Consider the following 21041-nt stretch of genomic DNA (forward strand, 5'->3'; position numbering starts at 1 on the left):
GGGGTCCTGTTTCTTTTGCCCTAAGCATAAATGTGAAGCTGTTGCGCTGGTGTATCAGGAGAATCTACCGGCATCAGTAGCAACTCATCGCAGGGAAGATACCACAACCGACTGGGCCGTACCTTTGCGGGCACCTTTGCTGCCGGTTGGCGGTTGTTGCTCCCGTGCCTACTACGTCGTCGCCTCGCATCCTGCTCATTACCCCGCCGCTCACGCAGCTCAACACCCCCTACCCGGCCACGGCCTACCTGAAGGGGTTTTTGGGCGCGCGTGGCTACCACGTTGCCCAGGCTGATTTAGGGCTGGAGCTGGTGCTGAAGCTGTTCTCAAAGGCGGGTCTGACGCGGGTTTTCGCCGAAATCGAAGCCGGGGAGTTTTCGCTTAGCGACAATGCCCACCGGATGCTGCGGCTGCGCAACAGCTACCTGAGCACGATTGAACCGGTTATCCGGTTTCTGCAGAATAAGGACAATACCCTGGCGTCCCGCATCTGCCACGCGCGCTTCCTGCCCGAAGCCAGCCGCTTCGACAACGTGGCCGACCTGGAAGGCGCCTTCGGTACGATGGGCCTCACCGACCAGGCCCGCCATTTGGCCACGCTCTACCTCGAAGACCTGGGCGACATAATCAAGGAAACGGTGGGGCCGCAGTTCGGCTTTTCGCGCTACGCCGAGAAGCTGGCCATGTCGGCCACCACCTTTGAGCCCCTGCACGAGGCCTTGCAGGCCCCGCCGAACCTGCTGGATCGGATGCTGGAAGAACTGCTCGACGAGTTGCTCGACCGCGCCCAACCCGATATTGTGGGCTTCACGGTGCCCTTCCCCGGCAACCTCTACGGGGCATTGCGGCTGGCAGCCCGCGTCAAGCAAACCCGCCCCGGCACCGTTACCAGCATGGGCGGCGGCTACCCCAACACGGAGCTGCGCCAGATCAACGAGCCCCGCTTCTTCGACTACATCGACTTCCTGACCCTCGACGACGGCGAGGGGCCGTGGCTGCGGCTGTTGGAAGCTGTTAGCTCTCCGTCAGAAAAAGTGGACCAGCCAGAGCAGAACAAAAAAGCTAACAGCCAACAGCTATTAGCTAACAGCTCGAAAGTGCTCCAGCGTACTTTCCTGCGCAACACGGCCGGCGAGGTGGAATACGTCAACCACCCGGGGCCGGATATTCCGCACCCCGAGGTGGGCACGCCGGACTATTCGGATTTACCATTGAGCGAGTATTTGTCGGTGATTGAGGTACTTAACCCCATGCACCGGCTCTGGAGCGACGGGCGCTGGAACAAGCTCACCATTGCCCACGGCTGCTACTGGAAGCGCTGCTCCTTCTGCGACGTGACGCTGGACTACATCGGCCGCTACGAAACGGCCCCGGCCACGCTGCTCGTCGACCGCATCGAACAGATTGTGGCCCAGACCGGGCAGACCGGCTTTCACTTCGTGGACGAAGCCGCCCCACCCCTGGCCCTGCGCGACCTGGCCGTGGAGCTGCTGAAACGGCGGGTGAGCATTACGTGGTGGGGCAACATCCGCTTCGAGAAGACTTTTTCGCCCGACTTGTGCCGACTACTGGCCGCCTCGGGCTGCATTGCCATTAGCGGGGGCCTGGAGGTGGCCTCCGACCGCCTGCTGGCCCTCATGGAAAAGGGCGTTACTATTGCCCAGGTGGCCCGCGTAACCGACAGCTTTACCCAGGCCGGCATCATGGTGCACGCTTACCTGATGTATGGCTTCCCCACCGAAACCGCCCAGGAAACCGTGGATTCGTTGGAAGTGGTGCGGCAGCTGTTCCAGGCCGGCATCGTGCAGAGCGGCTACTGGCACCGGTTTTCGATGACGGCTCACTCGCCGGTGGGCAAGAACCCGGCGAAGTACAAGGTGGTCGCCATCGGCCCCGAGCCCGGCAACTTTGCCTGGAACGACCTCTGGCACGACGACCCCACCGGCACCGACCACGAAGCTTTCGGCCCCGGCTTAGCCAAAGCCCTCTACAACTACATGCACGGCGTGGCCCTGCCCGAACCACTGAGCTTCTGGTTCGATTTCCGGGTGCCCAAAACTACCGTACCCCGCCAGCTCATCCAGAAAGCCCTCCAGGAACCCGCCAAACCCGATTTTGCGAAGCAAAACCTGCGCCTGTTCTGGCTGGGAAACGCCCCCGAGCTACTCCCCCTGGATACCCGCCCCGGTGCCCGCGCCACGCTCACCTTTTATGAGCAGGCCGAGGATTTCGAACTCAAAACCACGCCCGCCATCGGCCAATGGATGGCCGAGCTGTTCACCCGCCTCAGCACCGACTACGACACCAAATTTCTGCTTAAAGAAGCCGCCGCCACCTTCCCCACCAGCGGCCTGAGCTTCGAGCAGTTCCTCCAGTCGCCCGCTTGGTTGCTGCTACGGGAGAAGGGGCTGCTGGTGTTGTAGGCGGCAGCTAGCGGTGGGTAGTTGAGTAATAGAAACGGTCATGCCGAGCGCAGCCGGCGGCTGCGCGGACGCTAGATGAAGCATGACCCCGTTCTTGTATAAGGGTAGCGGACCTTGCCTATACCTTCCCCACTGCCTTTCCTATCGTTCTTTCAGCCAGTCAACCAGCCCGGTCCAGTACTCGGGGGCGGGTTGGGGCCACTGCCACTGGCCATCGGGGCCGGTGCGGGCGGGCTTTAGGAAATCGGCGGTTACCTGCGGAATTACCCGGATTTGGGTGCCGCGGCGGTAGCCCAGAGCCGAGCGCAGGCGGCGGGCGCTGGCAGCGGCTTGCACGGTGGTATCGAGGCCGGCGTAGTAAATCAAGGCCGGAATGCGGAGCTGATTCAGGATCTGGTAAGGCTGCGCTTGCTCGCGGGTGGTAGCAGAGGCGGCTTCCAGCACCACAAAATTAGGGTGGGGCAACCGGGTTGCCGCCGCGGCTACCTGCCGGGCCGCGGGGCCACGGCCCCAGTAGCCCACCTGTCCCGAATCGACGGCGGCTTGGTGACGCAGGCCGGCCAGTGCGGCCACCGGCACTTGCAGGGCCAGGGAATCGGTTGGGTCGTTAGGCTGCTCGGGAGCTAGCACGGGCACCAGCAGCGTCACGATGCCGTGCCGGGCCAAGTAGGTGGCGCGGCTGGTAGCGGCGGCTGTGGCGGCCGGTGGCATCAGCAGGGCCAGGGCCGGGTGGCGGGCCAAAGTATCATCGGGTAGTAGCAGGCGCAGCCGTTGCCCAGCCACGGGCAGGGTGGTTTCGCGGTAGCCCGGCGCGGCGGCTTCGCCCCGGCGCACCCACACGAATTCGGTTTTCACGCTGTCCCAGCTTAGTACGCCTCGCAGGAAGTCGCCCTCGCGCACGGCCTGAATAGTGAGGCTGCCCGCTTGGCCGGGTTGCTGCTCCAGTACCAGTTGCGGGGCGCGGTAGCGGGCCGTTATGGCATCAAACTCCAGCCCCGGCACCTGCGGGAAGCTGACGGCCGCCCGAAGTTGGCCGGCCGGCTGCTCGCGCAACTCCAGCGCCACCCGCAACTCGGTGCCCTGGTAGCTGATGGGGCCTTCGTAGTGGCCAGTGGGCAGCGGGACAGCCGTGGCCGCCTCAGAGCCGCCATTGCCGGAGCAGGCGCTCAACAGCAGGGCCCCGGCCAGGAGCGGGCCCCAGCAGGTAAAACCAACGGACTGCAAGCGAATCGGACGCACTATAAAAACGGAGGATGACGAGGCGACAAAGGTAACGGACTGAATCAGAACCCCGGGCTGCCCGAAGCAGCAACGCAACAGCTTGCATCTCATCGGGGCTGCTGTTGCCTGGTTGGAGGCCTCGGCTCGGCCGCAGCTCAGCGGGGCAGCTCAACAATGAGGCGGCAGATTTAGCACTATTGAAACAAGTCGTCCAGCAACGGGGTATCACCTCTAACGGCGCGCTTTTGGGCCAATTATAGGCCCTTGCGCAGAATCAGGTCGGTTTGTACGTCGTAACCCAGCGTAAACGGCTGTTCGCCGATGGCCCGAAAGCCAAAGCGCTGGTAGAACTGGCGGGCCCGCTCGTTCTGCTCCCACACGCCCAGCACCACAGCTCGGCACTTGTGCTGGCGGGCTTCCTCAATGGCCCGGCGCATAAGCGTGGCCCCCAACCCGGTACCAATCCAGTCTTCGGCCACATAGAGGCGCTCTACTTCCAGGCGGTCTTCGGCCGTTTTGGCCGGGTCGAGGCCGAGGGTAGAGCGAACTTTCAGCTTGGCGTAGCCCACCACTTCCTGCACCATCTGGGCCAGCAGAAACACGGTATCGGGGTCCTGCAATTCGGCCAGCTGCTGGTCGGGGCCAAAAGTAGCCGCCTCGTAGGCCGCCATATCTTCGGGGCGGTTCTGGGCGGCGTAGGTTTCGTGGAACAGGCGTTGGCCCAGTTCGGCGAGCTGGGCGGCGGCGGCCGGTGTGCGTTTGGCCACCGTAATGCGGAGCGGAGAAGTCATGGCAAATGGTGGGCCCCGAAAAGCGGGCCGCCGCAAAGGTAACGCGGCCGGCCTTTGGGCGCCGGGTGGGAGTCGTTAGTCCACGGTATCGTTGCCGCGCCGCTCGCGCCAGCCGTAGCGCAGCATCATCACAGCGGCCACCAGCATAATCAGGCGCACCACCAGCGCGGTAGAACCCACACCGCTCTGACCCAGGCGCTGGTACTCGGCATACATAATCCAGAGTTGCAGCCCCACGCCCAGTAGCAGCAGGAAACCGCCCGTCAGGAACAGCCAAGCCACGAAGCGGCGGGTAGCAGGAGAAATAGGCCAGGGCATAAGAGCAAGTTTGGGTGAAAGATGAACGGGGCAACGAATCGTTGCAAAAAGAACCATTTTTTCGCGCCCTCGCAACGCCCCCGCTCCTGCCGATACGCATCAGCTTGAATTTCGATTTTAGCAGTGTATTTTTGCCTTCACCAAACCCCGCGAGAGTAGCTCAGTTGGTAGAGCATCAGCTTCCCAAGCTGAGGGTCGCGAGTTCGAACCTCGTTTCTCGCTCATTCATAGTCAGCCACTTAGCCGCAAGGTTGAGTGGCTGACTTGCCTTTAGGTTACACATTGGTTTACAAATATCTATTCTACTTTCGTCTTACTGGAATTCACCTTAGCATGAACCAACGATATAATATATCCATGCGCACTATTTTATATCCGCTGCTTTTGATTTGTGCAGCATGCATGCCAGTCGCCAAGTTCCGGCTGTGCCCCAACATGCATACCGACCTGACCAAACGGCTGTACAATGATATTGTAACTGAGCTAATTGAGCAGCGTTTTTACAACGCGTACTTACCAGAAGAAGATCAGAAGGTATTCAACAAGCATTATCTGGAAGTCGACCATTCGGTAGCAACGGCTGCTGATCGGAAGTGGCACCAACAGCAAAGCGTGCGTTTCCAGAACAAGTTGTTCGGGGATACTACGCAATTCCAGACGTTCTACCTGAATATTTCACCGGCAAAAGATTTATTGGATCTGGCTGATTTGCCCGACCAATTCACCAAATTACGTCCGCAATCAGCTGTAGCTACGCTGATAACTGAACTGGCACCCAGTATGCCGCAGGCGGCGCTGGACAGCCTGAACCACGTTCAGTCACTGATGCTCCCGTCGGAATTTCAGCTCTGCACTGCCCGTTTAGTCCCAACTATTGGCACTCGGCAGCGAGATAATGAAACAAAAACACTTACTCTTTCCAAGGTCGTTTTTAGTAGTGCCCGCGACCAAGCAATTTTAACCTTCAGTTGGTATTGCGGGCCCCGTTGCGGTTTTGGGGAAGTGCTGCTGGTAGAACAGGTGGCTGGGCGGTGGCAGATAAAGCAAGCCGTTCAAGCCTGGATTTCTTGACCAGAATTTCTCCATTAGCCATCCAGCCGCCGCTGCAGCTCCGCCAGAAATAGGCCCGCGTGGTAGCCGTCGGCCAAGCCGTGGTGGAGGTTTATGGACACGGGCAGTAGCTGCCGGCCACCGGCGGAGCGCAGGCGGCCGACCGATATTTTGGGGATGCTGTCGGCAGGGCGCGTGAAGCTGCGGGCGTGGGTGAGGCCGGTGAACGATACCCAGGGCAGGGCCGAGAAGTGAATCACGTCGGGGCGGCCTGTTTCGGGGGTTAGGCGCAGGCCGGTGCTTTGGCGCACGGCTTCGGTTTCAGCCGCTAGGCCCTGGCCGAATGCGGTTAAATCGGCGTGGTAGGGCACGAAGCTGAAAGCGAAGGTATGGTCGGGACGCGAGAGGATGGCCGACACGTTGATCTGGTCGTAGCAGTCGACCTCGCCGTGCTCATTGACGCGGTAGCGCAGGTTTTCCACCGTCTGCACGGCCGCCAGCGTGGCGTGCAGGTAGAGTTGGAAGAACGAGACGCCCAGTTCGCGGGCGCGGGCGTGGGCGCGGGTAGCGTCCACGTCGGCCACGAGGCCGAAAAAGGGTTCGTCGAACTGCGAGAAGAAGGCGAAATGTTCCTGCCGGTTCCAACCGGCCTGCTCAATACGGTGTTTCATAGGCCGCAAAGGTACCTTTGCGCTTCTCTTCTACCGCCTTTCCCATGCCCTCACTCCGCCTCATCGCCTTCGACGCCGACGATACGCTCTGGCCCAACCAGGCCCACTTCGATGCCGCCGAGGCCCGCCTCTACGAGCTGCTGAGCCACTACGGCACCCCGCAACAACTCAGCGACCAGTTTTTCGCCGTGCAGCGCCAGAACCTGCCGCTGTTCGGCTACGGGGCCAAACCATTTATGCTGTCGATGATTGAAACCGTGCTCCAGCTCACCGACGGGCAGATTACGGGCCAGGAAATCCAGCTCATTCTCGACCACGGCAAGCGCCTGCTCGACTTCCCCATCGAGCTGCTGCCCCACGTGCCCGAGGCGCTGGCGGCCGTAAAAGCCCAGGGCCTGCCCCTGATGCTGCTCACCAAAGGCGACCTGTTCGATCAGGAAAGCAAGCTGGCCCGCTCCGGCCTCGGCGACCTGTTCGACCACGTAGAAATCGTGAGCGAGAAAAACGAAAACACCTACCAGCGCATCCTCAACCGCCACAACGTGCAGCCCGAGGAATTCGCGATGGTGGGCAACTCGCTGAAATCCGACGTGTTGCCGGTGGCCCGCTTGGGCGGCCAAGCCGTTTACGTGCCCTATCACACCACCTGGGTGATGGAGCGTGTGGCCGATGCCGAGCGGGCTGGGGCTACCTTCCACGAAATGGCTTCCCTGGCCGAGGTGCCGGCGTGGTTGAAGGGGTTGAGGTAAGGCTACCGAGTTTTGCGTAGCAAGTACACTAAGCCATCGGGACCGAAGCTGCTCATCTGCGCCACCTCCCAGCCATCCTCGGCCGCCGCGTTCAGGCTCTGCGTTATCCGCTCCGTCAGGGCTTTGGTGTGGTCGGCAAGCATCCGCAGCTGACTCTCCAGCGCCTGCTGTTGCTGCTTGCTCTCTTTCTCATTCATCTGCCGCAGCTCCGTTGGCGTTATTTTTTTGCCATCAACAAAAGTGCCCTCGGACGTAACCATCGTAGCCGAAGTTTCCCCCTTAATTTCTTCCCCTGTGCCTACCATACTTTGCATAAGTCGCTTCATGTAGACAGTAGGGCCTGCCAACGTAACATCCGTCTGCCCCCGCAGGGCCGGGCTAAAATGACCGACAGGTCCAGCCATTGTTTTGGTTCCGTAGTAAAAGAGCTGCATGTACTCATACGCCGGCTTGTTCTGGGCTACGGCCACCTGCGCGCCTAATACCAACAGAAAAAGGAGTACCACTCGGGTTGCTCTTAGATACATGATAATACTGTATTAAATGATTAGTGGGGCAAACATAATCGATTTGCCGGAAGGCGTCGGAAAGTAAACTGCCCCCAACCAGCCACTCCCGTAAGGAAGCGGCTGGTTGGGGGCAGTTGTTCAGGACCAAGGGCTCCAGCCGTTAGTCCCGCTTCGTTTTCAGCACCTGCTTCAGGGCAGCCAGCTCGTCGCGCAGCTTGGCGGCACTCAGGAAATCGAGGTCTTTGGCGGCGGCTTCCATCTTCTTCTCGGTTTGCTTGACCAGCTTCTCCAGGTCCACCTTGTTCATGGTGGAGATGACCGGCTCGGCGGCAATGGCTAATGTCACGTCGGCATCGGCCCCGGCGTACACCGTATTGTCCTGGATGCGGTAATCCGAAAGGGAGGTCTGGCCCAGAATTTCGGCGTGGCTCTTGCGCACCGTGCGGGGCGTGATGCCGTGCTCCTGGTTGTAGGCCAGCTGGGTGGCGCGGCGGCGGTTGGTTTCGTCAATGGCACGCTGCATCGAGCCCGTCATGCGGTCGGCGTACATAATCACCTTGCCCCGGTCGTTTCGGGCGGCCCGGCCCATCGTCTGAATCAGGCTGCGCTGGTCGCGCAGGAAGCCTTCCTTGTCGGCGTCGAGGATGGCCACGAGGCTCACTTCCGGCAAATCGAGGCCCTCGCGGAGTAGGTTTACGCCAATCAGCACGTCGATTTCGCCCAGCCGCAACTGGCGCAGGATTTCTACCCGGTCCAGGGTTTTCACGTCGGAGTGCACGTAGCTGGACTTGATGCCCAGGCGCTCCATATATTTCTGGAGCTCCTCGGCCATGCGCTTGGTGAGGGTGGTTACCAGCACCCGGTCGCCCATTTTCACGCGGTTGTCCACCTCGTCCAGCAAGTCGTCAATCTGGTTGGTGCTGGGGCGCAGGTCGATTTCAGGGTCGAGCAGGCCGGTGGGCCGGATAATCTGCTCCACAATGATGCCGTTAGATTGGGTCAGCTCGTAGTCGGCGGGCGTAGCACTCACAAACACGGCCTGCTGGTACATGCTCTCGAACTCGTTGAAGGTGAGCGGCCGGTTATCAAACGCTGAAGGTAGCCGGAAACCGTACTCAATTAGGGCCGTTTTACGGCTCCGGTCGCCGCCCCACATAGCCCGGATTTGCGGCATCGTGGCGTGGCTTTCGTCCACTACCAGCAGGTAGTCACTGGGGAAATAGTCAAGCAGGCAGAACGGCCGGGTGCCGGGCTGGCGGCCGTCGAAGTAGCGCGAATAGTTCTCGATGCCCGAGCAGTAGCCCAACTCCCGGATCATCTCCAGATCGAACTCGGTGCGCTCCATGATACGCTTGGCCTCCGAGTCGCGGCCTTCCTTCTCGAAGTAGGCGTGCTGCTGCACCAAGTCGTCCTGAATTTCCTTGATGGCCTGGTTGAGCGTGTCCTTGCCAGTCACGAACAGCTGGGCCGGGTACAGCGTTACCGACTTCTCATCGGCTAGCTTCTTGCCGCTGGTCGGGTCGATGCGGTGGATGGCTTCAATTTCGTCGCCGAAGAAAAACAGCCGGTAGGCGTAGTCGGCATAAGCCGGGTACACGTCCACGGTGTCGCCCTTCACCCGAAACGTGCCGCGCGTGAACTCCACCTCGGTGCGCGAGTACAAAATCTGGACGAACTGGTAGAGCAGGTTGTTGCGCGAATACCGCAGGCCGGGGGCCATGTAAATCACATTCTTGCTGAACTCCTCGGGGTTGCCGATGCCGTAGATGCACGATACCGAGGCAATCACAATCACGTCGCGCCGGCCGCTGAGCAAGGTGGAGGTGGTGTGCAGCCGCAGCTTCTCGATTTCCTGGTTGATGGCCAGGTCTTTCTCAATGAACACATCCGAAGAGGCAATGTATGCCTCGGGCTGGTAGTAGTCGTAGTAGCTGATGTAGTACTCGACGGCGTTGTTAGGAAAGAACTGCTTGAACTCGCCGTAGAGCTGGGCGGCCAGGGTTTTGTTGTGGCAGAGCACCAGGGCCGGCTTGCCGGTTTCGGCAATAACGTTGGCCATGGTGAAGGTTTTGCCCGTGCCGGTGGCGCCCAGCAGTACCTGGGCCGGCTCGCCGTTATTCACACCTTCCACGAGTTGCTTGATGGCCTTGGGCTGGTCGCCGGTGGGTTGGAATTCCGAGGTAAGCTGGTAGTTCATGCAGGCAAGTTAGGTAGCCTCTGGTAACCGCTTTCAGGGCCTGTTGGTTCGGGCAGTTCGGGGTTTGTTCTGGGAGCGTTTCCCGCAATAGTTCGCGGAGGTTTGGGCCGCGGAAACGTAGCGCCGTTCCAACAGACCGAAAGCCCGCTCCTGTTGCCGGAAGCGGGCTTTTCAGCGAAAAACCAATAATACAAAACGAGCCCTACCGGGGGTCGCGCCAGATGAGGACGGGGTTGGTAGCCGTGGTGGCGAAATCGGGGCAGCGGCCGTCGCCATCGTTGTTGGCCCCACCACCGGCGGCGCAGATAACGTTGCCGCAGTTGTCAAACAGGTAGCTCAGAGCAGCCGGACTACCGCCCGTAACGAGGTACGTGGTGCGGCCCTGGTAGGTGTACTGAATGACTTCGGCGGCGGGGGTTTGGCGGGGCTTCTGCTTGAGCTGCTCGATGAGCGTGAGCGAGAAATTACCGCCGCAGTTTCCCTGGGGAGCCACGTCGTCGGTTGTAGCCGAGCAGCCGGCTACCCCAGTCAGCAGCAGCAAGCCGGCCATTAGCGAAAGGAAGAAACGATTCATGGGATAAGCGAAAGGCAAAGATGCGGCCGAAGTGCCCGCCGCAACGCGGGAGCCGCCGCGAGCGGGCCACTGCTACTGCACGCCCGGCATCGACTTGGCGCTGCCGAACTCAATGGTTGCTTCTACGCCCAGATTGTACGGCCGGTTCTGGTTGACGGCGCGCCGGGTGGGGTTGGCATTGAGGGTGGTCACGAATACCTCGGCGCTGGGGCCCACCGTTAGGTTCCAAGTCGAAAGCACCGGCTGGTAGCGCACGCCCCCGCCCAGGCGGCCCGAGGCAAACAGGTTACGGTAAGGCGATTCGGACGAGCGGATGTCGTAGGTCCGGGCCGCTTCGGGCGAACCCTCCAGCTCCGAGCGGCTGCTGAGCAGTACGCTCAGCACGGCGCCGGCCTTGGCATATAGTGAAAGACCGGCCTTATGCGAGCCGTAGGCCACACTTACCGGCACTGCCGCCGTACGGTAGCGGTACGAAGTGGTTTTGGCCTGGGGCGCGGCGAAGCTGTTGGCGGCATAAGCGGCGGAGCGGGCAAAAATAGCCGGGGCTTCGCGGCCCACCTGCCGGCCGTCGAGAAAACCGTAGGTGGTGGCCGAGGTGGCCCGGTTTTCGGCGTATTCGAGGCCCGTGGCGGCCGTCCAGTGCCGGCCCATTTCGTAGGAGGCCGTGAGGGCCACCCGCTGGCTCAGGCCCGAGCGCAGGTTACGGCGGTACTCCTTATCGGCGTCTTCCTGGTAGTAGCTCTGCAGGGCCGTAGTTACGGCGTCGGTTTGGGTGCGGGCGTCGGTGCGCGAGAAGTTAATATTGGGGTTGAACGCGCCAACGGCGTAGCTGCCCCCCATGTGGAGACGCTTCCAGAGTCTGCCCGCTGCTTTAGGTTCGGTTGCCGTGGTGGCAGCCGGTTGCACAATCGCCGGAGTAGCCACGGCCACGGACTTGAGCCGGTCGGGACGGCCCAGGCCCAAGCCATTGCGCAGCATGCTCGACCGGATGTTAAGAGTGCCAAAATCAGCTCCTAAAGTCGGCTGGCCCATCCCGGTCGATACGCCCTGTCCGGCAAAGAAGGCGGCCAGATCGGAAGCAGTATAAGCAAACGCGGCGGCTTCGGGTTGGCCCGATGCCCCTGCGGCGCGGCTACCACCCTGGTAAAGGCCCGCCAACAGCGTTTCGGCAGTACCAGCAGCCTGAGAAAAGCGGCCGCTGGCTGAGGTAGCGGCGTAGGCGGCATCAGCTCCATATACCTCCTCGTAGGCGGCCGTCGGGCCAGCTGTTCCGCGGCCCAGCCGAATAGCAGCCGGGTCGGTCAGCGTCAGGCCCGCCGACGAGCGGCCGGTTCCGGCCTGGCCAGCGGCCCCACCGGCGGCCAGCTCGGGGCCGGCAGCCGTACCCAAGCGGTTCAGATAGGCCCAGCTACCGAAGCCAAAAGCGAGCAGCAGGCAGGCAGCGGCGGCCCAGCGGTATACAGCGGCCCGTTGCCGGTACACGATGTTTTGCTGCACCATTTGCGCGTGCTGATCGGCCACCAATTCGTGGTCGAGCTGGTCCCAGAAGTTGGCCCGCGGGGTTGCCTCCGCTTCGGCGAACTTCTGCCGGAACAGGTGTTCCAGGTCGCCGGTGGGGCGTGGGGGCTGGTGGTTAGGAGGGGTGTTAGGAGCGGAAGCCATGGGAGCGGTGAGCGTCGAGACGTTCGATTTTGTTTTTGAGGATGGCCCGGGCCCGGGAGTACTGCGATTTGCTGGTGCCCTCGGATATTCCCAGCAGTTCGCCGATTTCCTTGTGGCCGTAGCCTTCAATGGCGAACAGGTTGAACACCATCTGGTAGCGCGGGGCCAGGTCCTGCACCAGGCCCAGCAGTTCTTCGAAATTATAGTTGGAAAGCGTGAATTCCTCGCCCGCCAGGTCTTCGGGGTACTCGCCCCCGTCGCTAACGGCGATGAGCGGGGCGTTGCGACGGTGCTGGCGCAGGGCCGCGTTCACCATAATGCGCCGAATCCAGAATTCGAGCGGGCACTCGCGGCGGAAGCTGGCCAGGTTCTTAAATACAGTCAGAAAACCCTCCTGCATCACGTCTTCGGCCTCGAAAGTGGTTTGGGCGTAGCGCAGGCACACGGCCATCATGCGGCCGGCGAATCGTTCATAAAGATACTTCTGCATGAGGCGGCTGCCGGCCAGGCAGCCGTCGAGCAGCTCGGCATCGGAGAGCTGCGAGGGCGGGGTAAGGGAGCGCACGGGAGCGGATAACGACGATACGGATTCCGCGGGACGGGTGGCGGCGCTGCCGGGTAGCAGGCTACGCAGACCACTGGGGCCAAATGCGGCCGCGAGGGCGCTCATTGGGCGTTCCGGCCCTGGCCGGGTCCGGCAGAAAGGCGCTCACCCGCGGCTAGCTCCAGTTGGAACCCGGCACCGCTTGAGTAGGATTGCTGCATACGCTGCGAAATCAAAGAGAATAATGGCTAATTCCGGCTAATTGCCGGGGTGTGGTGGTAAGAGAACAACCGAGGCACCAGAGGTTGCATAGGCGTTGGCACTTTTCAGAATTAGCAAGATAATCCTTTCGTCGTCAATTATTTCAAGTCGGAATTTCGGTATTTCAGCAACCTTGGTTCGCGGTTTCGTGTAGATACATTAATCATTCGGCCTGCTCTCTGAAACCAGCAGGGCACTCACTTTTTCACCTTTTAAACTCTTACCCTTATGAAGACCCTTGTTCTGTTCTATTCTACTTATGGCCACGTGTACAAACTGGCCGAAGCCGTAGCCGAAGGGGCCCGGGAGGTAGCCGGCAATGACGTGGTAATTAAGCGCGTGCCCGAAACGTTGCCGAAAGAACTACTCGATAAAATTGGAGCTACCGAAGCCCAGAAGGCCTTCGACCATATTCCGGTGGCCAAGCCCGAGGAGCTGGACCAGTACGACGCCATTCTCATCGGCACGCCTACCCGTTACGGCAACGTCTGCGGCCAGATTCAGGCGTTTCTCGATAGCACCGGGGCGCTCTGGGCTCAAGGCAAGCTGATCGGTAAAGTGGGCGGCGGCTTCGTGAGCACGGCCACCCAGCACGGCGGCCAGGAAACGACCCTCCGGGCTTTGCAAACCGAGCTTATGCACCACGGCATGGTCATCGTGGGCCTGCCCTACGCCTGGCAGGGCCAGATGGGCCACCACGAAGTAACGGGCGGCACGCCCTACGGCGCCAGCACTGTGGCCGGTGGCCAGGGCGAGCGGCAGCCCAGCGCCAACGAGCTGGAAGGTGCCCGCTTCCAGGGCCGCCACTCGTCGGAAATTGCCAAGAAGCTGGCGGCGTAGCCGAGAAGTGAGTACCAAGAAGTGAGAGGGAAGACTTTCGTGCTATCGGTCCTATTTGGCCGGACAGCACAAAAGTCTTCCCTCTCACTTCTTGGTACTCACTTCTAAATCAAAGCTGATTATAGGCCTTAATCAACGCGTTGAATGACTCGCGGTAGGTATCGCCGATGGGCAGCAACCGGCCCGCCACCTGCACCTTGCCGCGCTCTACGTGCTCGATGTGGCTCAGGGCCACGAGATAGGACTTGTGAATACGGGCGAAGCGGTCGGGCGGCAGCACTTCCTCTACCCGCCGAAACGACTGGAGCGTGAGCACTTTGCCGGTGGTGGTATAAAGCATCAGGTATTCCTTCATGCCTTCGATGTAGAGCAGATCATCGAAAGCCACCCGTTGCAGCCGGTGTTCGTTTTTGACGAACATGGCGTCGGCGGCCGTGGGCTCGGCGGGGGTAGCAGTTGCCGGAGCCGCACCGGCGCTGGGTGCTGGCAGCAGTTGCTGGCGCACCTTCTGCACGGCCTGCACGAACCGTTCGAAGGCAATGGGCTTGAGCAGGTAATCGACCGCGCTGAGCTCGTAGCTGCGCACCGCGTACTGGTCGTAGGCGGTAGTGAATACGATGCGCGGGCCGGGCTGGGGCAGCAGCTGGGCTAGTTGCACGCCCGTAAGCCGGGGCATGTGGATATCCAGAAACACCACATCTACGGGGTTGTCCTGCAGAAACGCCAGGCCCGCCAGCGGGTCGTCGAACTGGCCCATCAGCTCCAAGCCTGGCACCTGGGCGCAGTAATCCGCCAATAAATCCAGGGCCAACGGCTCGTCGTCGAGAATTACGCAGGTCATCGGTGAAGGAGTAAAAGGTGAAGGAGTGAATGAGTGACTCAGCGAATGGGCAAACGAGGAATACAAGTTGGAGAAACTACTGGCAGCGCGGCTGGTGCAACACTTGCCAGCGCAGATTTACTCGTTCACCGAGTCGCTCATTTACTCATTCACCGCTACGGCAGTAGTACCAGCGTAACGCGGTGCTGCTCGGGGGTCGTTTGCACGTCGAGGGCGTAGCGGTTGGGGTAGAGCAGCTCCAGGCGGCGGCGTAGGTTCACGAGGCCCACGCCACCGGGCTGGCGGGGCAGCTCCCGCTCGGCGTCGGCGGGGGCTACGTAGTTGAGGACCGAGAAGCGCAGCAGGCCATCGGCGGCCAGGTGCAAGGCAATGTGCACCGCTATGGGCCGGGCCGTAAGGTCGCCGTGCTTGAAGGCGTTTTCGACCAGCGGCATCAGCAGCAACGGCGCAATGGGGTGGGCGCAATCGGGGTTGGTTCCTTCGATTTCCAGTACAATGGCTTCCTGGGCCGAAGCCGCCAGCCGCAGCCGTTGCAAATCCAGAAAACTGCGCAGATGGGCCAGCTCCCGGCTCAGGGGCACGGTATCGGTGCTGCTTTCGTAGAGCAAATAGCGCATAATTTCGGAGAGGCGCAGCACTGCTTCCGGCGCCTTATCCGACTTGCGGCTCGTGAGCGAGTAGATGTTGTTGAGCGTGTTGAACAGGAAGTGCGGGTTGATCTGGGTTTTGAGCATGGCCAGCTCGGTGAGCAGTTGCTGGCGCTCCAGCTCGCGGCGGTTGCGCTGGCCCTGGATGTAGTCGTGGGTGATGCGTATGCCCGAGGAGCCGGCAATGATAAATCCGCCGATAATAGCCGCGGCCAGCAATTGCATAATAGCTTCCGGGTACACCCTTTTTTCCGGCTTGCCCGCCTCGATGGTAACGGTAGCCGGCTTGCCCGCACCGGCGGAACGGGGCGGTACTTTATGCACTGTTGTATTGAAATTTTTGGGCAGCAGCTGCGGAACCGCCCAACCCATCAGGCCGATGTAGGGCATAACCAGCAAGGCGGCCAGCGGTACGAACTGCACCACCCGGCCCCGGCCCAGCGTGGAGGGCACCAGCCAGCGCCAAGCCAGGTAGAAAAGGGTCGCGGCGGCCAGGTCTTCCAGCAGCAGCCCGACCAGCCGCGGCATCAGCGGCTGCCACTCGGCTACCGTGAGCGGGAAACGGGGCAACTTAGACAGCAAATTGCTGATTTTCAGGCCATCGAGCAGCAGCAGCCACAGCCACAGCAGAATGTGCACCCAGCGCGGTATCCGCGTGGCCTCCGGGTCGTGGGCCGACCACTCGGTGGGCCGCAACCATTCGCGCAGCCGCGCCCGCCAGCTGCGCCGGAGCGGCGGCCGAAGCGGGACGGGGGCAGCAGGCCCAGGCAGCGTTGAAACTTCCATCCTCGAAAATAGGGCAATAAGGGGCCACCGGCCGATATTCTTCAATCAACCCCGCCAACGGCCCCCTCAACGCCCTGGGTCGGCGCACCAACCCAGCCGGCCAGGGCAAGTAGCAATTTTCGGGGGTTGAGGAGAAGAAAAACGGGTTGCGGGGCTGAAAGGGAACGTTGGTTGAATTGTAGCAGAAAGATATAGCGCCACTGCTAGGTTTGCAGCAGTTGTCTCCGTTTCGCTCCACTCAGCCCCCCGCCATGCGCCCCGCTCCCACTGCCACCGCTCCGCTGCTCGAAACCCGCGACCTGAGCTTCGGCTTCGGCGCCCGGCCCATTCTGCACGCCCTGAACCTGCAAGTGGAGCCGGGCAGCATCTACGGGTTTCTGGGGCCGAATGGGGCCGGCAAGAGCACCACGATGCGGCTGTTGCTGGGGCTGCTGCGGCCCGCCAGCGGCACGGTGCGGCTGTTTGGGCACGATTTGGCCCGCCACCGGGTGGCGCTGCTAGGCCGGGTGGGCGCGCTCATCGAAAGCCCCTCGCTCTACGACCACCTCACGGGCCGCGAAAACGTGGAGGCCACCCGCCGCCTGCGGGGCGTGCCGGCCCACCGCACCGCCGAGGTGCTGGCCCTGGTAGGCCTAGCCGCCGATGCCCACCGACCCGCCCGCGAATACTCGCTCGGGATGCGCCAGCGCCTCGGGCTGGCCCTGGCCCTGCTGCCCGACCCCGACCTGCTGCTACTCGATGAGCCCACCAACGGCCTCGACCCCACCGGCATCATCGAGATGCGGGCGCTGCTGCGTCGCCTGAGTCACGAGCAGGGCAAAACCATCCTCGTCAGCAGCCACCTCATCAACGAAATCGAGAAAATGGCCACCCACGTGGGCGTAATTCAGCGGGGGCGGCTGGTATTCCAGGGCAGCCTGCCCGACTTGCAACGCCTGCAAACCGGCCGCGCCCAGCTGGTGCTCGAAACCGAAAACGCCGACACCTGCCGCAACCTGCTGCCCCGGCTGCTGGCTGAAGCTACGGTGGCCGGCCCCGGCACGCTGCATCTGCCCTGGCTGAGCCGCGAGCATACCGCCGAGTTGGCCGCCGGGCTAGTAGCAGCCGGCCAGCCGCTCTACGCCCTGCGCCAGGAGCAGCCCAGCCTGGAAGATACATTTCTGCACCTCACAGAGACGATAAAGGAGTAACTGAGTGACTCGGTGGTGCCCTTCTCATCCAGTTATTTGATTATTCATTCAGTTGCAAACTCACTCATTCACCGAGTCACTCATCCACCCATGGAATACGCCCTACCCGTTGCCCCCGGTCCGCTTACCCAACTCGGCCGCGTTCTGGTGGCCGACACCCTGAAATTGCGCCGTACCGCCGTGCTGTGGCTGGCGCTGGGCGGCGGGGCGCTGCCGGTGGTACTCAACCTGCTGATTTTCTATTTTAAGGGGCAGTACTTTATTAAGCCCGGCACGAACCCGTGGCCGCAGTACATCAGCATGAGTTGGCAGACGGCATCGGTGCTGCTGGGCTTTTTTCTAGTTCTGCTGAGCGGGCTGGTCGTGAACCTGGAAAACCGGGGTGGCTGGCGGCAACTACTGGCTCAGCCTGTAAGCCGGGGCTCCGTGTTCGGTAGCAAGCTGCTGTTGCTGCTAAGCCTAAATGCGGTGGCCCAGCTGATTTACGTGGCCCTACTGCTGGCGGCCGGGGTGTTGCTGGGGGCGTTGCGGCCCGGCCTGGGCTTCCAGAACAACTCCATCGGTTTACTGCCCATTCTGCGGATGCTGGGCCATACCTACCTGGCCACGCTTGGTATTCTGGGCATTCAGTACGCCTTGGCGCTGGCGTTCCGGGGTTTTGTGGGGCCGCTGGCGGTGGGCATTGGCGGCATTATTTCGGCCCTCACGCTGCTACGCTGGGAGCACATCGACTTGGTGCCCTACGCCGCGCCCAACGTGGTGCTGCGCCTGATGGACTTTAAGCGTGGCTTGGCCGTTCCAGCCCCGCTTTCAGCGGCCGAGTGGTATTCGCTGGGCTGGTTTGGGCTGGCGGTGCTGATAGGCTACGTGCTGCTGCTACGCCGCCCGGTTACTGATTAAAGCCTTAACCACCCCCAACCAGCTCCCGCCCACGAAACCTACGGCTTACCCATTAGACTTGTTCCTCAATAAGAAATCAGTGATTTTTCAAGTGGTATTTGGGGCCAGAAACGTTGGCGATTCAAAGAACCAGCGGATGCTGGCTTAGCCAAGCGAAAAGGGTTATCCGATTGCCAAAAGCAATGAAAAATTTCAGCCGTTTCTTATTCGGGAACAAGTCTATTATCTCGCGCATCTGCGATATCCATTCATCTGCAACATCTGTGATTAAATGAAACACGCTACTCCCCTCCTGCTGCTCACCGGCCTGCTGGCCGCCCCCGCCCTCGCCCAGACCACCCCGCCTGCCGGCCAGCGTCCGGCTGGTCCGCCGGCGGCGGCCACCGCCAAGCCCATTCTGCCCACCGCGCCCAAAGGCCCCGGCCGGCTGGAGGGCGTGGTACTCGATGCTACTACTAAAAAGCCCGTCGAGTTTGCCACCGTGGCCCTGCTGCCCCCGAGCGGTACCACGCCACTCGATGGCACCGTTTGCGACGAGAAGGGCCGCTACGATCTGAAGGGGCTGGCCGCCGGGCAATACCGGCTCCAGATCAGCTTTATCGGCTATGCGCCCCAGACCCTACCAATAACCGTGGGCGAGGGCCTGACCACGGTACCCGCCGTCCGGCTCGCCTCAACGGCCCAGAACCTGGGCGAAGTGACCGTGACCGGGGAGCGGGCCCTCATCGAAACCAAACCCGACCGCATCGTTTATAACGCCGACAAGGACCTGACCAACGCGGGCGGCACTGCGGCCGACGTGCTGCGCAAAGTGCCGCTGCTGAGCGTGGACCCCGATGGCGGCCTGCAACTACGCGGTTCCAGCAACATCCGGGTGCTCATCGACAACAAGCCTTCGGCCATTGTGGCCAGCAGCGTGGCCGACGCACTCAAACAGATTCCGGCCGACCAGATCAAGAGCGTGGAAGTGATTACGACGCCCTCGGCCAAGTACGACGCCGAGGGCACGGGCGGCATCGTCAACATCATTCTCAAGAAGAACAACCTGCAGGGCCTCAACGGCTCGGTGGGCGCGGCGGCCGGCACGCGCAGCTCCAACGGCAACGCTTCGCTCAACTACCGCAAGGGCAAAATTGGGCTTACCAGCTCGGTCAGCGGTTTCGGCTTCTACAGCCCCAACCGCAACGACCTCACCCGTTCGCTCAAAACGCCCGCTGGCACCGAGCAGTTGGCGCTGCAACAACAGGGCGACGGCAACACCCTGGGCGGCGGCGGCTTCGGGCGGCTGGGCCTCGATTACGACCCGGCCCCGTTCCATAACCTGACCCTGAACGTGCAGGGCAACCTATTTCGCAACAGCGGCAACTATGCCCAGTACAACAACGTGCTGCTGCCCGTGGCCAATGAATTTACCCGCGACACCGACCGCAAGTTCCGGACCCAGAGCTACGATGTGAACGGGGGCTACACCCACACCTTCGACGGGCAGAAAGGCCGCGAGTGGAGCATGCTGGCCCAGCACACGCGCAACCGCAACGTGCAGGACTACAGCCTCGACCAGTTCGGAGGGCGCAGCACCGAAAACGCCGCCAAAAACTACCGCGAGGCCAGCAACAACCTCTCCCGCAACCTCGAAACCACCCTCCAGACCGATTACGCCCACCCTTTCTCGGAAACCAGCAACCTGGAAACCGGCGCCAAGGCCATTCTGCGCCGCGTGAGTAGCAACTACGACGTAGCCAACAGCCCCGTCGGCGGCTCCACCCTCGACCCGCAGTTCAATCCGGCTCGCTCCAACCAGTTCGACTACAACCAGGACGTGCTGGCCGGCTATGCCAGCTACGGGTTTTCGGCTTCGAAAAAGCTGAATTTCAAACTGGGTACCCGAATAGAAAACACGCGCATCGACGGGAGTTTCCAGCAGCAGCAGAGCGAGAATTCGGGTGTGAAGCAGAACTACACGAACGTGCTGCCCAACCTGAGCCTGAACTACCAGCCTAAGAACGAAAAGAAGCCCGGCGAATCGGTACGGCTGGCCTACTCGCGCCGCATCCAGCGCCCCCAGATTTTCTACCTCAACCCGTTCGTTAACGCCGCCGACACGCTCAATATCAGCTACGGTGAGCCTAAGTTGAAACCCGAGCTAACCGACAGCTACGAGCTCAACTACACCACCTTCGTGAAGGGTTCGGTGCTGAACCTGAGTACTTACGCGCGCCGCACTGGCAACGCCATCGAATCGTACCGGTTCGTGGACGAGAACGGCGTCAACAACCAGACCTTCCGCAACGTGGGCCGCAACGCCACCTACGGGGGCAGCGTGTTCGGCTCGTTCAAGCCCACCAAAAAATGGGATTTGAGCGGCAACGTGAACGTGTACTATGTCTCGTTGAAAAGCCCTTTGTTGGGCCTGAACAACAGCGGCGTGCAGTACAACCTGAACCTGAATTCGAGTTACAAATTTGAGAAAGGGCTGAGCCTGCAATTCTTCGGGGGCCTGAACTCGCCCCGGGTGCAGCTCCAGGGCAAGCAGGCGGCCTGGACATTCTACTCGCTGGGCCTGCGCAAAAACCTGCTCAAGGACAAAGCCGACCTCACGCTGAACGCCGACAACTTCCTCTCGGCCACCCGAAACCTGAGCACCACCCTCAACACCGACCAGTTCCGCCAGGAAAGCAACAACTACATCTACCTGCGCGGGGTGCGGCTGGCCTTTAACTACCGCTTCGGCAAAGTCTCGAACCAGCCCCCCAAGCGCCGCCGCAGCATCCGCAACGACGACACCAAGAGCGGCGGCGACGGGCAGCAAGGCCAGCAGGGAAATTAGAAGAAATTGCCCGTTATTGGGCGACCTTACCCATTATACT

The 21041-nt window shown here is 61.5% G+C and carries 18 protein-coding genes and 1 tRNA gene; 8 read left to right on the forward strand and 11 right to left on the reverse strand.

Annotation, left to right across the window (positions count from 1 at the left end; all coding sequences use genetic code 11):
- The first annotated feature begins 164 nt into the window (after nt 1-164).
- Nucleotides 165-2423: a B12-binding domain-containing radical SAM protein gene (locus CDA63_RS00610; protein WP_165768132.1), complete on the forward strand. Its 2259-nt coding sequence runs from the start codon at nt 165-167 to the stop codon at nt 2421-2423.
- Between the two features lie 141 nt (nt 2424-2564).
- Here the strand turns inward: CDA63_RS00610 and CDA63_RS00615 are convergent, their stop codons facing one another.
- The 3 genes from CDA63_RS00615 to CDA63_RS00625 form a co-directional block, all read right to left on the reverse strand.
- Nucleotides 2565-3662, reverse strand: coding sequence for a hypothetical protein (locus CDA63_RS00615; protein WP_126546662.1), 1098 nt, complete (start codon nt 3660-3662; stop codon nt 2565-2567).
- Between the two features lie 236 nt (nt 3663-3898).
- A complete protein-coding gene (locus tag CDA63_RS00620; protein WP_088462506.1) occupies nt 3899-4435 on the reverse strand; it encodes a GNAT family N-acetyltransferase in 537 nt (178 codons plus the stop codon).
- A gap of 75 nt (nt 4436-4510) precedes the next feature.
- Entirely contained in the window at nt 4511-4753 is a 243-nt protein-coding gene (locus CDA63_RS00625) for a hypothetical protein (RefSeq protein ID WP_088462507.1), read from the reverse strand.
- A gap of 149 nt (nt 4754-4902) precedes the next feature.
- Between CDA63_RS00625 and CDA63_RS00630 the strand changes: the two genes are divergently transcribed.
- Together CDA63_RS00630 and CDA63_RS00635 are read left to right on the forward strand one after the other, a co-directional pair.
- Nucleotides 4903-4975, forward strand: a tRNA-Gly gene (locus tag CDA63_RS00630).
- Nucleotides 4976-5110: 135 nt separating this feature from the next.
- Entirely contained in the window at nt 5111-5824 is a 714-nt protein-coding gene (locus CDA63_RS00635) for a hypothetical protein (RefSeq protein WP_126546663.1), read from the forward strand.
- A gap of 14 nt (nt 5825-5838) precedes the next feature.
- Here CDA63_RS00635 and CDA63_RS00640 read toward each other — a convergent pair whose 3' ends face one another.
- Nucleotides 5839-6474 (reverse strand): chloramphenicol acetyltransferase, encoded by a 636-nt coding sequence (locus CDA63_RS00640; RefSeq protein WP_088462509.1) that lies wholly within the window; start codon nt 6472-6474, stop codon nt 5839-5841.
- Nucleotides 6475-6518: 44 nt separating this feature from the next.
- On the opposite strand from CDA63_RS00640, the gene CDA63_RS00645 reads away from it, so the two are divergent.
- Nucleotides 6519-7223, forward strand: a complete 705-nt coding sequence (locus CDA63_RS00645) for an HAD family hydrolase (RefSeq protein WP_088462510.1) — start codon at nt 6519-6521, stop codon at nt 7221-7223.
- 2 nt (nt 7224-7225) lie between these two features.
- On the opposite strand, the gene CDA63_RS20265 is transcribed toward CDA63_RS00645, so the two are convergent.
- From CDA63_RS20265 to CDA63_RS00670, 5 genes are all read right to left on the reverse strand, one after another.
- Nucleotides 7226-7483: a hypothetical protein gene (locus CDA63_RS20265; RefSeq protein ID WP_126546664.1), complete on the reverse strand. Its 258-nt coding sequence runs from the start codon at nt 7481-7483 to the stop codon at nt 7226-7228.
- Between the two features lie 409 nt (nt 7484-7892).
- Nucleotides 7893-9929, reverse strand: coding sequence for an excinuclease ABC subunit UvrB (gene uvrB, locus CDA63_RS00655; protein ID WP_088462512.1), 2037 nt, complete (start codon nt 9927-9929; stop codon nt 7893-7895).
- A 202-nt stretch (nt 9930-10131) separates the two neighbouring features.
- A complete protein-coding gene (locus CDA63_RS00660) occupies nt 10132-10503 on the reverse strand; it encodes a DUF6970 domain-containing protein (RefSeq protein WP_126546665.1) in 372 nt (123 codons plus the stop codon).
- 72 nt (nt 10504-10575) lie between these two features.
- On the reverse strand, nt 10576-12165 hold the full coding sequence (locus tag CDA63_RS00665) for a hypothetical protein (protein WP_088462514.1): 1590 nt from the start codon (nt 12163-12165) through the stop codon (nt 10576-10578).
- On the reverse strand, nt 12149-12730 hold the full coding sequence (locus tag CDA63_RS00670; protein ID WP_317044021.1) for an RNA polymerase sigma factor: 582 nt from the start codon (nt 12728-12730) through the stop codon (nt 12149-12151). The genes CDA63_RS00665 and CDA63_RS00670 overlap by 17 nt, the downstream gene beginning before the upstream one ends.
- A 468-nt stretch (nt 12731-13198) precedes the next feature.
- Between CDA63_RS00670 and wrbA the strand changes: the two genes are divergently transcribed.
- Complete coding sequence (gene wrbA / locus CDA63_RS00675) at nt 13199-13810, forward strand: NAD(P)H:quinone oxidoreductase (protein WP_088462516.1); 612 nt, start codon at nt 13199-13201, stop codon at nt 13808-13810.
- A gap of 109 nt (nt 13811-13919) precedes the next feature.
- Here the strand turns inward: wrbA and CDA63_RS00680 are convergent, their stop codons facing one another.
- Nucleotides 13920-14651, reverse strand: a complete 732-nt coding sequence (locus CDA63_RS00680) for a LytR/AlgR family response regulator transcription factor (RefSeq protein WP_088462517.1) — start codon at nt 14649-14651, stop codon at nt 13920-13922.
- 155 nt (nt 14652-14806) lie between these two features.
- The gene (locus CDA63_RS00685) at nt 14807-16084 is read right to left on the reverse strand and encodes a histidine kinase (RefSeq protein WP_088462518.1); all 1278 of its coding nucleotides are present in this window, start codon (nt 16082-16084) and stop codon (nt 14807-14809) included.
- Between the two features lie 251 nt (nt 16085-16335).
- Between CDA63_RS00685 and CDA63_RS00690 the strand changes: the two genes are divergently transcribed.
- The 3 genes from CDA63_RS00690 (at nt 16336) to CDA63_RS00700 (ending at nt 21001) form a co-directional block, all read left to right on the forward strand.
- A complete protein-coding gene (locus CDA63_RS00690; RefSeq protein WP_242434505.1) occupies nt 16336-17274 on the forward strand; it encodes an ABC transporter ATP-binding protein in 939 nt (312 codons plus the stop codon).
- Between the two features lie 90 nt (nt 17275-17364).
- The gene (locus CDA63_RS00695) at nt 17365-18174 is read left to right on the forward strand and encodes an ABC transporter permease (RefSeq protein WP_088462519.1); all 810 of its coding nucleotides are present in this window, start codon (nt 17365-17367) and stop codon (nt 18172-18174) included.
- A 271-nt stretch (nt 18175-18445) separates the two neighbouring features.
- Entirely contained in the window at nt 18446-21001 is a 2556-nt protein-coding gene (locus tag CDA63_RS00700; protein WP_088462520.1) for a TonB-dependent receptor domain-containing protein, read from the forward strand.
- Nucleotides 21002-21041 lie beyond the last annotated feature (40 nt).

Origin of the sequence: Hymenobacter amundsenii (assembly GCF_002204745.1) — a bacterium.
In the GTDB taxonomy this organism is placed as follows: Bacteria; Bacteroidota; Bacteroidia; order Cytophagales; family Hymenobacteraceae; genus Hymenobacter; species Hymenobacter amundsenii.